We start from the raw sequence: 13,376 nt of genomic DNA on the forward strand, positions 1-13,376 counted from the left end.
TAGTCACACCCGCCGGTTCCCTGCAATATTTCATTGCTGATGCAGCTTAATGATTAAACAGCGTTTTCTCTTTCGGTGAAGAACAAAGGCGGTAATGATGGTCAAACATTTCTCCTCACAACGCGTGGGTCACTATCTGGTCACGGCTATCAGTGATGGCACCATGAAAGCCAGCCTTACGCTGCTCTCCGGCATTGATATCCCCAGCGCAGAGTCAATTCAAGCGCTATCGGGTATCGATGTGCCGGGTGATATTCATATTTACTGTTATCTTATTCGCGGTGAAGGACGCACGATCTTGATTGATAGCGGCATGGGCGCCGTCAATCATATTGGCGGGGAATTGCAGCCTAATCTGTTAGCGCTGGGTGTTAACCCCGACGCCATTGATACTCTGTTGCTCACGCATTGCCATCCCGATCATATTGGCGGCTTACTAACAGCCAACGGTCAACCTGCCTTTGTTAATGCGCAACTTTATCTCTCTACGGCTGAAGCGGCATTTTGGCGGGATGATGAAAAGCTTGAAACAGCCAACGAACGCACTCAGAGAAATGCCTTGCTGGTGCGTCGTACGCTCGAGGCCTATCGGCCCAGCCTGCACCTGATTGAGCAGAATAATATCACTGCGGATATCCAGGCTATCAGTCTGCCAGGCCATACGCCGGGGCATACCGGATATCTGATTGATTCCGACAATGAACGTCTACTGATCTGGGGCGATATTGTGCATTACCCGCATATCCAGTTAGCTCGACCAGACGTTTCCATTTCCTTTGATAACGATCCGGCACTGGCTGAAACCACGCGCAAAGCGATTATCGAACAGGTTTCAAGGGACAAAACGCGGGTAGCAGGCATGCACTTTGGCGCATCCGCATTTGGCTATATTGAGGGTGATGTGCGCTCCGGCTATCTGTTGCGGCCAAAAACGGATTAAGACGCTGAGCTGTGAAAGTCGTTGACGGTACCACGCGTCAGACCATCCTGCGTGGTCGCCGTAAGAAATGCGTCCAGCAGCCCGGGGAAGCGTGCGTCCAGGTCGTCACGACGCAGTGACAAGAGGTTTTCACGGCCTGAAGGTTTCTGCCAGATGACGCCACTGTCGCGCAGTACGCGCCAGTGATGCGTTAGAGTGGATTTGGACACGCCCTTCAGCAGCGATCCGCACGTGTGCTCACCCCCCTCAGCCAGGATAGCGACCACACTCATGCGCAGGGGATTGCCGAGCGCGGCCAATACATTTTCCAGACGGAATTCATCGCGCTGCGGGTGATTTTCCAGCATAGGCTGCCTCATGATAGTTCGTATAAACACGAAGTATCGGGCAGCGGATGCGGGATGTACAGCGCGGCAGCACACCGCGCTCAACGCCTACTGACTGATGGTCTGTTTCAACGCGGCAATCGATGAGGTGATGCCCGCTTCCACCGACATGGTGAGATCTTCCATTTCCAGTGAGACCCAGTCGTTGTAGCCCATCATACGGACCACCGAGAAGAACTCCTTCCACCACTGCAAATCCTGGCCGCAGCCCACAGCAACGTAGTTCCAGGCGCGGTTTGCCACATCCTCCACCGGTTTGGTTTCCAGCAGACCGTTGATATTGACCAGACCCCGTTCCATCCGCACATCTTTACCATGGCAGTGATGGATCGCCGGCCCCAGCGCCCGAGCTGCGGCAATCGGATCGGCGCCCATCCACAGTAAATGGCTGGGATCAAGGTTCAGCCCTACCATGTCGCCCACCGCATTGCGCAGCCGGAACAGGGTCTCTGGATTCCACACCAGCATGGAGCTGAAGTTCTCCAGCGCAAATTTCTCGACCCCACTTTGCTTCGCACGCACCACCAGCCCTTGCCAGTAAGGGATCGCCACTTCATTCCATTGATAGTCGAGGCAGTTTTTCAGTGTCGGCGGCCAGCTCACGGTATAGGTGATCCAGTTGGGAATGGTGTCATGCGGGCTGGCAGGCGGTAACCCACTCATCATGACGATTTTCTTCACCCCTAACTCACCCGCCAACGCCAGGGCATTCTCGGTATCGCGTTTATGTTTCTGCCCCAGTTCACCAGGATCCAGCGGATTGCCCGATACATTCAGGGCGGCAATCGACATCCCACGCGTTTCCAGTGCTTTCAGCAGGTTTTGACGCTGCGTGGCACTACCCAGTAACGCTTCTGTCGGCAAATGTGGCGCAGAGGACCAGCCACCCGTCGTCATTTCAACGCCGTAAACGCCCAGTTCCAGCAGTTTATCCAGCATTTGCTCAAACGGCAGATGCCCCAGGCTGTCGGTACAAAAAGAGAGTTTCATGGCAGTCCTTATTGGTAGTTGACCCAGGTCGCGCCGTTGTCGGCGGAACGAACACAGTTTTCAATCCAGCGCACGCCTTCCAGCCCGGCATTGATGTCGGGATAGATCAGGTTATCAAGCGTGTGCTGATCGCCACGCTGGGTGGCACTGATAGCGATGGCAAATTTGAGGTAGATGTTGGCCCAGGACTCGGCCAGGCCTTCAGTATGCAATGCACCCAGACGCTCATCCGCCAGTGCACTTTCATGCAAATACGGCATACCGTGATGCATCAGTTGATTTGGCTGGCCCTGGACTTCGTATTTCAATTCGCCCGGGTTGTAATCACTCCACTCCAGACTGGCGCGTGAACCGATAATGCGGATGCTTTGGCTGTCCATTGAACCGGCGTTGATCGATGACGCCCACATGCGCCCTACCGCCCCGTTGTCGTAATGCATTAGCACCATCGCGTTGTCTTCCAGCGGTGCGCGTGAGGGAATAAAGCTTTGGCGATCGCACAGCAGCGATTTGACTTTCAGCTGCGGCAGCACCAGCTGCGAGATGTAGAAGGTGTGAGTGGAGATATCGCCCAGTACAAACGAGGGACCGGCGATTTTTGGATCGACACGCCATTTCTGTGCTTCGCTAAATTTATCGGCACTGTCATTGGCGCTGAAGCCGTGGGTATATTGCAGCTCAACCATACGCACTTCGCCGATCTCGCCGTTGGCGATCATGGCTCGCATCTGCATCAACAATGGATGGCCGGAGAAGCCGTATGTCACGCCGACAATGAGCTTTTTCGCCTCTGCCAGCGCTTTAATCTCCTGCGCTTCCGCGCTGGTGAAGAACAGCGGTTTTTCACAAATCACATGAATACCGGCATTCAGCGCCGCTTTCGTGATCTCATAATGGGTGCCATTGGGGGTGGCGATTGATACCACTTCCACCCCATCGTCACGCTTTGCCTCTTCCTCAAGCAATTGCTGGTAGTTGTCATAACAACGTTCCGGCGCAAGTCCAAGATTGACGCCAAATTCGCGCCCACGTGTAGCATCAATATCAAAGGCGCTGGCTACCATCTGGTAGGCGGTATTGTCACGCAAGGCACCGGACCGATGTTTATAACCCACCTGACTCAGGCGGCCGCCACCGATCATTGCCCAGCGGAGCGGGCGTGGAATGTGTTTTTCACCATTTAACATAGTCACTCCTGTTTTTGCACCCGGGTGCAAATTAGGTTGAGGGTAGATGTTCTTATCTGTTATTGCCGATTCTTGTTATTTATTCACGCACTGGAATCCATTGCACTGCACGTACTGCCGTACTTCACGAGATGCTACCGAGTGCAAATCGCATCAGAATCGGGCATAAAAAGGATGATTCTTGTGCTTACAAGCGCTGAATGTCAGCGATGCCGACTTTTTAGTCAATCTGGCAACCTGCAATTCAGCGAAGAAGATCACAAAAACCGTTAAATTTGCACCTGAATGCAAAACTCATTGCAATCGGGTGCAAAGATCAAACATAATCGTAACATCATAAAAACAGGGTTATTCGATGTCATTTGCCTCATTTGCCTGCGCTTAGGTGTTTATTTTCAGTTGGCTTTCACGTTCAATGCAGGGGACTCCGCCTTTTATCCCTACGCAGGTGCTATGAATAAACCAACAAAGAAGCCCCACAAAGCCACAGCAAGTGATGTCGCACGACTTGCCGGCGTCTCAAAATGGACCGTATCCCGCGCTTTCACGCCGGGTGCATCCATCTCTGACAAGGCGCGTGAACAGATATTGAAAATCGCCGCAGAATTGGGCTATCGCCCTAACCTGCTGGCGCGCAGCCTGTCGCAGAAGAAAACGCACATTATCGGCGTGGTGATCGATGAGATGAAGAATCCTCACTCGATGCTGATGCTCGACATGGTTACGCGTCAGTTGCAACAGCGCGGCTATATGGCGTTGTTGCTGAATATTGGTAGCGGAAAAAATTACAGCGCCGTGCTGACGCTCGCCGATCAGTTGCAAGTGGATGGCCTGCTATTTCTCGGCACCGTGTTAACCGACGAACTGATTAGCGTGGCACGCGAGATGCATCAGATTCCGCTGGTGCAGGTGTGCCGAAACAATGACGAGCCCGATATCGATGTGGTGAACGTTGACGGTTTACGCGCGGGTAAACAGCTGGGCGAACTGTTGCTGGCACAGGGCTACACCCGTATCGGCTATATGATGGGACCGGAAACCAGCAGCCATCATACCCAGCGCCTGGATGGCCTAAAGCTGGCACTCAAGGAGGCTGGATTGACGCTGGAGTTACTGCTCACTGCAGGCGAGTACTCTCGTGAGCGGAGTTATGAAGTGCTGAGTGATTATCTCAACGCGCACGCCCCTCAGCAGCGGGTTGACGCCCTGTTTTGCGAGAATGACATTTTGGCACTCGGCGCATTGACGGCGCTTAAAGAGCATGCAGGCAACCGTTTTATGGCGGTGGTGGGTTTTGATGATATCGATGAAGCCAGTTTGTCCAGCTGGCAACTGACCACGTTTAGCCAGCGATTGGATTTAATTGTCAATGAAGCCCTCAACCGCTTGATTGACGGAAAGGCCACTCCAGGTGGTGTTTGGTCTCAGGGAGAATTGCGCTTACGACGCTCTCACCTGAAACCCTGAGGTAACAAGGAGGAGAGATGAAGTTGTCACTGCATGGTGTTTCTGTCTGGTACAGCAATGCCGTCACTCAGTTACGCATCGCCCACGAAACAGGCTACAGCGGACTGGAGATTCTGCCTGAACATCTGTATCGCTATCTGGATAACGGCGGCAGTTACGCAAAATATCGTGATGTGCTGGCGAAGTATCAGATTGAGATCACCTGCATTAATGCTTTGAAGCGGATGGGTCGTTTCCAGCCAGAAGAACGTGCCGCCCTGCTGCGTGAAGCGGAGAAAGTGGTGCAGGCGGCCGTGGAACTGCGCTGCCCGGTGGTACAAATTATGGCGCTGACCGAATTAGATCATCTGCCAGACGCCGCACGTGACGCCATCTTGCTGGAAAACCTCTGCGCCATCGCCGATATCGGCAAGCCACATGGCATTAAATTCCAGATAGAGGTGGTGGCCTTCACTGCCTTCAATTCACTGCGACACGCGCTGGATCTGATTAAACAGAGTGGCAAAGATAACCTTGGCGTGGTGGTCGATTTCTGGCACCTGCACGCCGGCGGTGGCACCACACCGGATGAAGTGGCGCGCATGGACAAGGATTTGATCTACGGTGTGCATTTCTGTGATGGTCGCGCCGCCTATCCGGGCGAAGACTGGGATGAATGGGTCCAGCGCAATTACGCGCCCGGTGAGGGAGATGTTGATATTCCAGCCTGGGTGGCGGCAGTGAAAGCCACGGGATACAACGGCGTATGGTCACCGGAATTATTGAGCCCGCGCAACTGGGAAGATGATCTCTGGGATATTGCCCGTCACAGCATCGACGACATGAAAAAATATATTTATTAAAAATAAAGGAGGCCCGAATAACGGGTTTTCCGTGAAGACATTTGGCAATGGCGGGAAAAATCCAGCCTACGGAATCGCGTGTTGATTAACAACACGCGCATAACGTCTTTCAATACTTTCTGAGAAATCATAATAACGAACATGGATTCGTCGTGGACGGCTGCGCGCTAATTAACGTGTGGCCGGTCTATGTCTGAATGTCCGGAACGTCGTGCTCTGTCAATATTAATCTGCCGTGTCCATCAGACGATGGAATGATTAAGGGAAAGAAGTATGAACCGAAGAGAAGCGCTCTTTTCGCTGAGCGGTATTGTCGCCTCACTTGCCGTGGCACCGCAACTGCGCGCCAAAGAGCTGCACAATGTGCCGCTGGAAACCCAGCTCAGTGCCGACCATTTGCCACAGCCAGCGTGGCAAGACGGTTACCAGGTGCTCACCAACCCACTGGATCGCCAGAATCTACAAGCCATTTTTGATCGTTTAATCCCGGCCGATAAGCTAGGGCCTTCAGCTACTGAAGCGGGCTGTATTGAGTTCCTCGATAATCAGTTAGCGGGGGATTACGGTTCAGGAGCCGCGCTTTATTTGCAAGCTCCACTGCATCCTGAAAACGAAGAAAAAATTATGGGCAGCCCTCAATTTCTTTCCGCACCAAAGGAACGTTATTTAACGGGTTTAAAAGCGCTGGAAAACTGGGCACAAAAAAAATATCAATCCTCCTTCCATGCGTTAAATGCTGAGCAGGTTGATGATTTCCTCACAAAAATGGAAGACGGAAAAATCGATTTGGGGGCACAGGTGAATAGCCAGGCCTTCTTTGAATTAATAGCACATTGTGGTCGATAACCAAGCCGAGAAAAGCTGGAACCCTTACATGCAGCACAGCTCGCACACCATTGGCGGCGCAGTCATGGGTGCCGATCCAAGTACTTCCGCGCTCAACCCATACTTGCAAAGTTGGGATGCGCATAATTTGTTTGTGGTCGGTGCCTCGGCCTTCCCCAACAATGGCGGCTACAACCCAACAGTCACCGTGGGGGCGTTGGCGGTGCGTGCGGCGCAAGCTATCCACCAGAAGTACATCAATAATCCTGCACCGCTGGTGGGGGCATAATCATGGCGAAGGCAAAGAAAATTACCTATACCCTCGCGGCATTGGCCGTGGTCGCCGCCATTGGCGTGACCGGCAGAATGTGGGTTGTGATGGACAGCTCACGTTCAAATGTGGCTGATGATAAGGTCAGGTTAGCCGATTTCCACAGCAGTGATGCAGATGCCATTAAACGTGGCGAATATGTGATGCGCCTGGCGGATTGCGCGGCGTGCCACAACGCGGACTTTTCCGGCGGCTACAAGATCGACACCCCCTTTGGTGCACTGCAAACCTCCAACATTTCACCCGATCGTGAAACCGGCATCGGCAACATGACGGAGCACGATTTCTTTAATGCGGTCCGTCAGGGACGCGGCGAACACGGCTTCCTTTATCCTGCGATGCCTTATACCGCTTATACGCAGATGAGCGATGCCGACATGCACGATCTCTGGGCCTATTTCTCTGTGCAGAAGCCAGTGAAAAATGCCATCGACGAAAACGCAGGCATGAAATTCCCGTATAACATTCGTCTGGCGATGGCGGGGTGGAACCTGTTGTTCTTTGATAACAGAGCGTTCAAGCCCCAGAGTGCGCAGAATGATGCCTGGAACCGCGGTAAGTACATCGTTGATGGCCCCGCGCACTGTAGTGTGTGTCACACCGCACGTAATGCGTTAGGAGGAGAGATCAGCAGCCAGTATCTGCAAGGTGGCAACTTAGGGACTTGGTATGCACCTGATATCTCGCCGAATCCTCATGCTGGCATCGGAAAATGGAGCGATGAGCAGATCGCGGATTACCTGAAAACCGGCTCCAACGGGGAGAGTGTTGCGGCCGGTCCGATGGCAGAAGCGGTTGAGCACTCAACACAATATTTCAATGACCAGGACCTGAAAGCCATTGCCACCTATTTGCGCAGCCTGCCCGCTTCTGCAACGGCTAAGCCAACTGCATTTGTCATGGATAAGACGAAACACGATCAGGCGGCACTGCGCTATGAGGTGGACTGTTCAGCCTGTCATGGCTTGTCGGGAGAAGGTATCACCGGCATGGTGCCGGCTTTCGCGGGTAACACCGCGATGCAGAATGATCCCACCAACATGATCCATGCGCTGTTAGATGGCGCGCGCGCACCGCACACCGAAGGACGCCCAACGTCTGCCGGCATGCCTGCCTTCTCATGAAAATTGAACGATCAAGAGATGGCAGATGTGCTTAACTACGTGCGCAATTCATGGGGCAACGAGGCTGCCGAGGTGAAAGCCAGCGATGTTGCCACGCTGCGCAAAGCCACGGATGCGGGAGATAAGCTGAAAGTACCGGCAGCGAAATAACGGCTTCTCGTTTTTCATCAACGCGCCGCTATTCCTTTCTGTGCAAAGAATAGCGGCGCAAGCTCTGAAGTGAATTCCGAAAATTGGACACCATGCCAACGAGTAGGGGGTTCAACAATGAGCTGCCGTAAGCATTCACGGGAATTTAAAAAACAGGCCGCTCTGTATCACTCCCCTCATCCAACAACCATTAACATTTTCGCTAAACCGGCTTTCCAGTTTTGTGCTCGATGACGTCTCATTGCGTCGGAATCAGCGCAGCAGTTGGTTGATTCCCCACAGCGCTAAAGCATGATCGTCTTCAGAAGGTAAGCCACTGATGCTAACTGCACCAATGATCGCGCCCTGCGGGCTGAGCAGCGGGAAGGAGCCACCGTGATCGGTGTAATCTTCCTGGCGAATGTTATGCTGCTGCGCCATACGTTCGCCCTTCTGCTCATTAGCGAACCCTACATACATCGAAGAGTGGCCGGTCAACAGCACCGTGTTGCGTTTACGACGCATCCACTCCAGATTTTCGGGCGCGGAACCGGGTAACGCCGCCAGAAACAGCACCTGCCCAAAAGCATAAACTTCGATAGCAATTGGCGCATTCATTTCGCGGCCACGCTGTTGAATGCCCTGACCAATTTGCCAGGCCAAATCGAAATCAAACTGCGGTAAACGGTGCTCAGCTTCCTGCTGTAGCAGGGTTTCTAATGAAGGCAGTGCTGACATTGATAGGATCCTCTCAAAATGAAATTTATTTTCCACTTTTTATAACATGGAAGATATTTTTCGCATGTGATGAAGATCGCAGTTTAGTTTGGGTCAACCTGAATCACGCGACACCATGGTAAATCCCATATCAATTATCGGATTATCCACCGTCTGATGTTGCAGGCGCTTTAACAATTGCTCTGCAGCAAGCTCGCCCATGCGGTGTCGGTCAATGCGGACCGTCGAAATCGCCGGATAATTTGCCGCGGCAAAATCAAGGTCACCAAAACCAATCACCGCCAGCTGCTGCGGAATGTTTAAACCACGCGCCTGCGCCGCCATCAATGCGCCCTGCGCTAGCGTGTCTGAACTGCACACCAGCACATCGACATCTGGATGTTGCTCCAGCAATTGTGAACTGGCTTCGCGACCGCGTGCCATTAGCGCCGGGAGTTGAACGGGCACATCAGCCAGCGGTTCTATATCCAATGACATTAACGCATCCAGCAAGCCCTGTTTACGCTGCAATGCGCGGCGATCATCCGTCCATATCAGACCCGGCTTTTGATAACCGCGCTCGGCAAGGTAGGTCGCAACGCGAGCACCGATTTTCTCATGAGAAAAACCCACCAGCATATCGATGGGGGTGGGCGTCATATCCCAGATTTCGACCACTGGAACGTTGGCTTGTAATAACACTTTTTTCAGCTGCGCACTGTGATGAATACCGGTCAGCACGATGCCATCCGGACGGCGAGACAACAGCGTGGCTACGGTTTCCGCTTCTGTTTCCGCTTCATAACCAGTGACACACAACAGCATGTGATAGCCCTGCGCACTCAGGCTGTCATTCAGGCTCTGAATGGTGTCCACGAACATGTTGTTATTGATTTGCGGCACCACAACGGCAATCAGGCGACTACGATTGCTCGCCAGACTGCCCGCTTGCGCGTTGGGAATGTAGCCGGTGGCGCTGATTGCCGCTTTGACTTTGGCGACAGTCGCCGGTCGAACCAGATGCGGGGAATTGAGCGCACGACTCACCGTCATCGGCGATATTCCCGCGACGCGGGCGACATCTTCCAGCGTAGGGGCAGCATTGCGCTCGGGGTTGCGTAGTTTCATGGCGGCTCAGGGTAGAAGCAGATAGCGCTAGCATAGCAGGCCGCCCTATCAAAGCCAGCGCAAAACGCTGAGAATGTTAGGGCTATCATTTAAATCCCCGAATTGTCCATTCTGTGATCGGCTCTGCATTAAAGCTCAACGTTATTGGCGCATAGTCTTCTCCGATTCAAAATGTTAGCGCAATCATTTACAGGAGAACATCATGTCGAGTGTGAATTCCAGTGCCGTAAGCTATGCCAAAACAACAGGAGCCGGTAATGCCTCCGAGAGCGGTGACCGCATCGTTTGGGTCAATCTGTCACTGGCGTTTTTGCCGCTGGCCACACCGGTGAGCGATGCCAAAGTGCTGACTGGACGCCAGAAGCCGCTGACAGAAGTGGCGATCATCGTGGCGGAGATCGAAACGCGTGACGGTTTCCAGGGCATCGGCTTCAGCTATTCCAAACGCGCGGGCGGCCAGGGCATTTACGCCCATGCTTGTGAAATTGCCGATGCGCTGATTGGTGAAGATCCCAACGACATCGACAAGATTTACACCAAACTGCTGTGGGCAGGCGCGTCCGTGGGCCGCAGCGGCATGGCGGTGCAGGCGATTTCACCGTTTGATATTGCACTTTGGGATATGAAAGCACGGCGTGCCCAATTACCCTTGGCAAAGCTGCTCGGCGCGCATCGTGATTCCGTGCAGTGCTACAACACTTCAGGCGGTTTCCTGCATACGCCACTTGATCAGGTGATCAAAAATGTGGCGATCTCGCGTGAAAATGGCATTGGCGGCATCAAACTCAAAGTCGGCCAACCCAACACCGCTGAAGACTTGCGGCGCCTCACTGCGGTGCGTCAGACACTGGGCGATGATTTCCCGTTAATGGTGGACGCGAACCAGCAGTGGGATCGTGAAACAGCGATTCGCATGGGACGTAAGATGGAGCAATTCAATCTGGTGTGGATCGAAGAACCGCTCGATGCCTATGACGTGGAAGGCCACGCAGCATTGACTGCCGCGTTAGATACGCCGATTGCCACCGGTGAGATGCTCACCAGCTTCCGTGAACATGAGCAACTCATCCTTGGCAACGCCAGCGACTTTGTGCAGCCGGATGCGCCGCGCGTGGGCGGTATTACGCCATTCCTGCAGATCATGGGTCTGGCGGCGCGCCACGGACGTAAACTGGCACCCCACTTCGCGATGGAGATTCACATTCATCTCGCAGCAGCCTATCCGATTGAACCCTGGCTGGAGCATTTTGAGTGGCTCAACCCGCTGTTCAATGAGCAGTTAGAACTGCGTGACGGCCGTATGTTGATCTCCGATCGTCACGGCCTCGGCTTCAGTCTTAGCGAACAGGCGCGCCGCTGGACCACGCTGACACACAGCGTGGGTAAACGTCCTTAGTGGATCTTTGCGCTGGCGTGACCGCTGAGCTGAGCCTTAGCCAGCGTGCGTGCCAGAATCGAAGAGTACAGCGGTTTGCCGCCAAAGAACTGTGCAGCAAGGGTTGCGCCCAGGCACGTGATGATCATCGGCAGAATCAGCTGATAGTTGTTGGTCATTTCCAGCACCAACACAATGCCGGTTAAGGGCGCGCGAACCGAAGCGGCAAACAGTGCGCCCATGCCGGCCACGGCAAAGGTCGCGGCCTCCAGTTGATAACCGGGGAACCAGTGAATGCACAGTTGACCAAAACAGGTACCCAGCAAGGTGCCCAACGTCAGCATCGGCGCAAAGATCCCGCCCGGCGCGCCTGAAGAGAAGCAGCAAATTGTCACCAATGTCCGCAGGGCGAACAGACCGAACAAGGCCAGCGCGCTGTAACTTCCCGCTGAGAAATCGGGAATCAGCGTGATCCCCCCACTCACGGCAGCAGGCAGAAACAGGCCAAGCACACCACACAATCCCGCCAGCAGGCTGCCCCACATTACCCAGGCGGCAATGCGGCCTTGATGTAATCGTTGAAACTGATCCTGCGCGAGAAATATCAGGCGGTTAAACGCCACACCGCAGCCGCCAAACAGGATGCCAAGCAACAAATAGAGCCAAAGCGTGTTGGTAGGCGCATCGCGCAACTGGCCGATGTTGATAATGGCTTCATTACCATTGCATAAACGAAATACGATGCTGGAAACGATCACGCCGACAAACACCGCTTTGATTGAAATCAGGCTGTAGCGAAACTGCGGACGCATCTCTTCGATAATAAACAGAATGCCTGCCAGCGGCGCATTGAAAGCCGCCGATAACCCCGCCGCTGCCCCGGTGGCGATCAAGGTATGCCGGGATTCAGACGACTTAACGCGGAACAGATCCAGACACATACCGCCAATATTGCCGCCGATCTGCACGGTTGGGCCTTCGCGCCCCAACACCATGCCTGAGCCCAGCGCTCCCATACCGCCAAGAAACTTCACCGGCAGCACGCGCCACCAGCGCACCGGACGCAGCTCTTCCAGCGCCCCTTCGATTTCGGGAATGCCTGAACCACCCGCTTCCGGCGCGAATCGCCGCACCAGATAATAACCAATGGCCCCCAATACAGCGGAAACCAGAAAAGCACACAGGACCTTAAAAAGGGGATGAGTGGCAGCGTTTTCCAGCCAGTTCAGGCGCGAATGCAGGATGAAATTCACCGCGCGGTCAAAGGCAACACCGACCAAACCGGTAAGCACACCGACCAGTGCGGCGAGTAGCAATAAAGCCACGGGTGTTTTATCGCGGCGCAGCAGCTTTTGCAGCAGCATAAAGCGCCCGGCGCGCATCGTATTCTCAGGCTGAGTGGCATTTTGCGAAACAGACATGCAGATCCTCAATTACATCAGCGCCGCATCTCCCGCGACGAAAAACCGTCAGCATAGCTAACTCAGGCGATCGCGTAACGCAATCATTGGCAACAGAATTTTACGGTTGGCTGGGCAGCTCTCCGTAATGCACCGCCAGCCATACCGTAGGGCCCTGGCTATCCGTCCAGCAAACGCGATGGCGGCAGCCTGCAGGAATATCGATGAAATCGCCGGGTAACAGTGTGCGCGCTTCGCTTTCGCCTTCCAACTGCAATCCAGCCGAACCCTGTAAAATCATCACCCATTCACCTTGCGTCTGGCTGTACCAAAAATCGGGCGGACTGGCTTGCCCGGTTGAAACGATACGTTCAATCAGGAGATTGGGTTGTGACAACAGCGCTTCGAAGGTTTCAGCGCTGCCGCTTTGCACCGCTGACGGAAAATCACGCAACAGATTGGTCAACATAATGTGAGCCCGATGTTTTTGCTGGATTTATGCACTGTAACGCAGGCTTCACCCGGAAGGCTCACA

14 protein-coding genes and 1 pseudogene are annotated in these 13,376 nt (G+C 53.9%); 8 read left to right on the forward strand and 7 right to left on the reverse strand.

The window, feature by feature from the left end:
* Positions 1–94: 94 nt before the first annotated feature.
* Positions 95–940 (forward strand): MBL fold metallo-hydrolase, encoded by an 846-nt coding sequence (locus FD737_RS17615; protein WP_237448819.1) that lies wholly within the window; start codon positions 95–97, stop codon positions 938–940.
* On the opposite strand, the gene FD737_RS17620 is transcribed toward FD737_RS17615, so the two are convergent.
* The 3 genes from FD737_RS17620 to FD737_RS17630 form a co-directional block, all read right to left on the reverse strand.
* Positions 937–1,287 carry a helix-turn-helix transcriptional regulator gene (locus FD737_RS17620; RefSeq protein WP_160834145.1) on the reverse strand — a complete coding sequence of 117 codons (351 nt, stop codon included), beginning with the start codon at positions 1,285–1,287 and terminating at the stop codon, positions 937–939. The two genes, FD737_RS17615 and FD737_RS17620, sit on opposite strands and share 4 nt — an antisense overlap.
* 87 nt (positions 1,288–1,374) lie before the next feature.
* Positions 1,375–2,316: a sugar phosphate isomerase/epimerase gene (locus FD737_RS17625; protein ID WP_160834146.1), complete on the reverse strand. Its 942-nt coding sequence runs from the start codon at positions 2,314–2,316 to the stop codon at positions 1,375–1,377.
* 8 nt (positions 2,317–2,324) lie between these two features.
* Entirely contained in the window at positions 2,325–3,503 is a 1,179-nt protein-coding gene (locus tag FD737_RS17630) for a Gfo/Idh/MocA family protein (protein ID WP_160834147.1), read from the reverse strand.
* Positions 3,504–3,956: 453 nt separating this feature from the next.
* Between FD737_RS17630 and FD737_RS17635 the strand changes: the two genes are divergently transcribed.
* The 6 genes and pseudogenes from FD737_RS17635 (at position 3,957) to FD737_RS24065 (ending at position 8,242) form a co-directional block, all read left to right on the forward strand.
* On the forward strand, positions 3,957–4,970 hold the full coding sequence (locus tag FD737_RS17635; RefSeq protein ID WP_160834148.1) for a LacI family DNA-binding transcriptional regulator: 1,014 nt from the start codon (positions 3,957–3,959) through the stop codon (positions 4,968–4,970).
* A gap of 17 nt (positions 4,971–4,987) precedes the next feature.
* Positions 4,988–5,812, forward strand: coding sequence for a sugar phosphate isomerase/epimerase (locus FD737_RS17640; RefSeq protein ID WP_160834149.1), 825 nt, complete (start codon positions 4,988–4,990; stop codon positions 5,810–5,812).
* A gap of 273 nt (positions 5,813–6,085) precedes the next feature.
* Entirely contained in the window at positions 6,086–6,658 is a 573-nt protein-coding gene (locus FD737_RS17645; protein WP_160834150.1) for a gluconate 2-dehydrogenase subunit 3 family protein, read from the forward strand.
* Positions 6,642–6,926: pseudogene (locus FD737_RS17650) on the forward strand (GMC oxidoreductase); the annotation flags it as partial. The gene FD737_RS17645 and the pseudogene FD737_RS17650, both read left to right, overlap by 17 nt.
* 2 nt (positions 6,927–6,928) lie before the next feature.
* A complete protein-coding gene (locus FD737_RS17655; RefSeq protein WP_237448820.1) occupies positions 6,929–8,092 on the forward strand; it encodes a c-type cytochrome in 1,164 nt (387 codons plus the stop codon).
* A gap of 18 nt (positions 8,093–8,110) precedes the next feature.
* Complete coding sequence (locus FD737_RS24065) at positions 8,111–8,242, forward strand: hypothetical protein (protein ID WP_255492029.1); 132 nt, start codon at positions 8,111–8,113, stop codon at positions 8,240–8,242.
* A gap of 252 nt (positions 8,243–8,494) precedes the next feature.
* On the opposite strand, the gene FD737_RS17660 is transcribed toward FD737_RS24065, so the two are convergent.
* Positions 8,495–8,959, reverse strand: coding sequence for a heme-degrading domain-containing protein (locus FD737_RS17660; protein WP_160834151.1), 465 nt, complete (start codon positions 8,957–8,959; stop codon positions 8,495–8,497).
* 93 nt (positions 8,960–9,052) lie between these two features.
* Entirely contained in the window at positions 9,053–10,066 is a 1,014-nt protein-coding gene (locus FD737_RS17665) for a LacI family DNA-binding transcriptional regulator (protein ID WP_160834152.1), read from the reverse strand.
* Between the two features lie 199 nt (positions 10,067–10,265).
* Here FD737_RS17665 and FD737_RS17670 point away from each other — a divergent pair, with 199 nt between their 5' ends.
* Complete coding sequence (locus FD737_RS17670; RefSeq protein ID WP_097118733.1) at positions 10,266–11,462, forward strand: L-talarate/galactarate dehydratase; 1,197 nt, start codon at positions 10,266–10,268, stop codon at positions 11,460–11,462.
* Here FD737_RS17670 and clcA read toward each other — a convergent pair.
* Complete coding sequence (gene clcA, locus FD737_RS17675) at positions 11,459–12,862, reverse strand: H(+)/Cl(-) exchange transporter ClcA (RefSeq protein WP_160834153.1); 1,404 nt, start codon at positions 12,860–12,862, stop codon at positions 11,459–11,461. The two genes, FD737_RS17670 and clcA, sit on opposite strands and share 4 nt — an antisense overlap.
* A gap of 100 nt (positions 12,863–12,962) precedes the next feature.
* Positions 12,963–13,310 carry a cupin domain-containing protein gene (locus FD737_RS17680; RefSeq protein WP_160834154.1) on the reverse strand — a complete coding sequence of 116 codons (348 nt, stop codon included), beginning with the start codon at positions 13,308–13,310 and terminating at the stop codon, positions 12,963–12,965.
* Between the last annotated feature and the right edge of the window lie 66 nt (positions 13,311–13,376).

The sequence above is a fragment of the Pantoea sp. Seng genome (assembly GCF_009829935.1).
In the GTDB taxonomy this organism is placed as follows: Bacteria; Pseudomonadota; Gammaproteobacteria; order Enterobacterales; family Enterobacteriaceae; genus Pantoea; species Pantoea communis.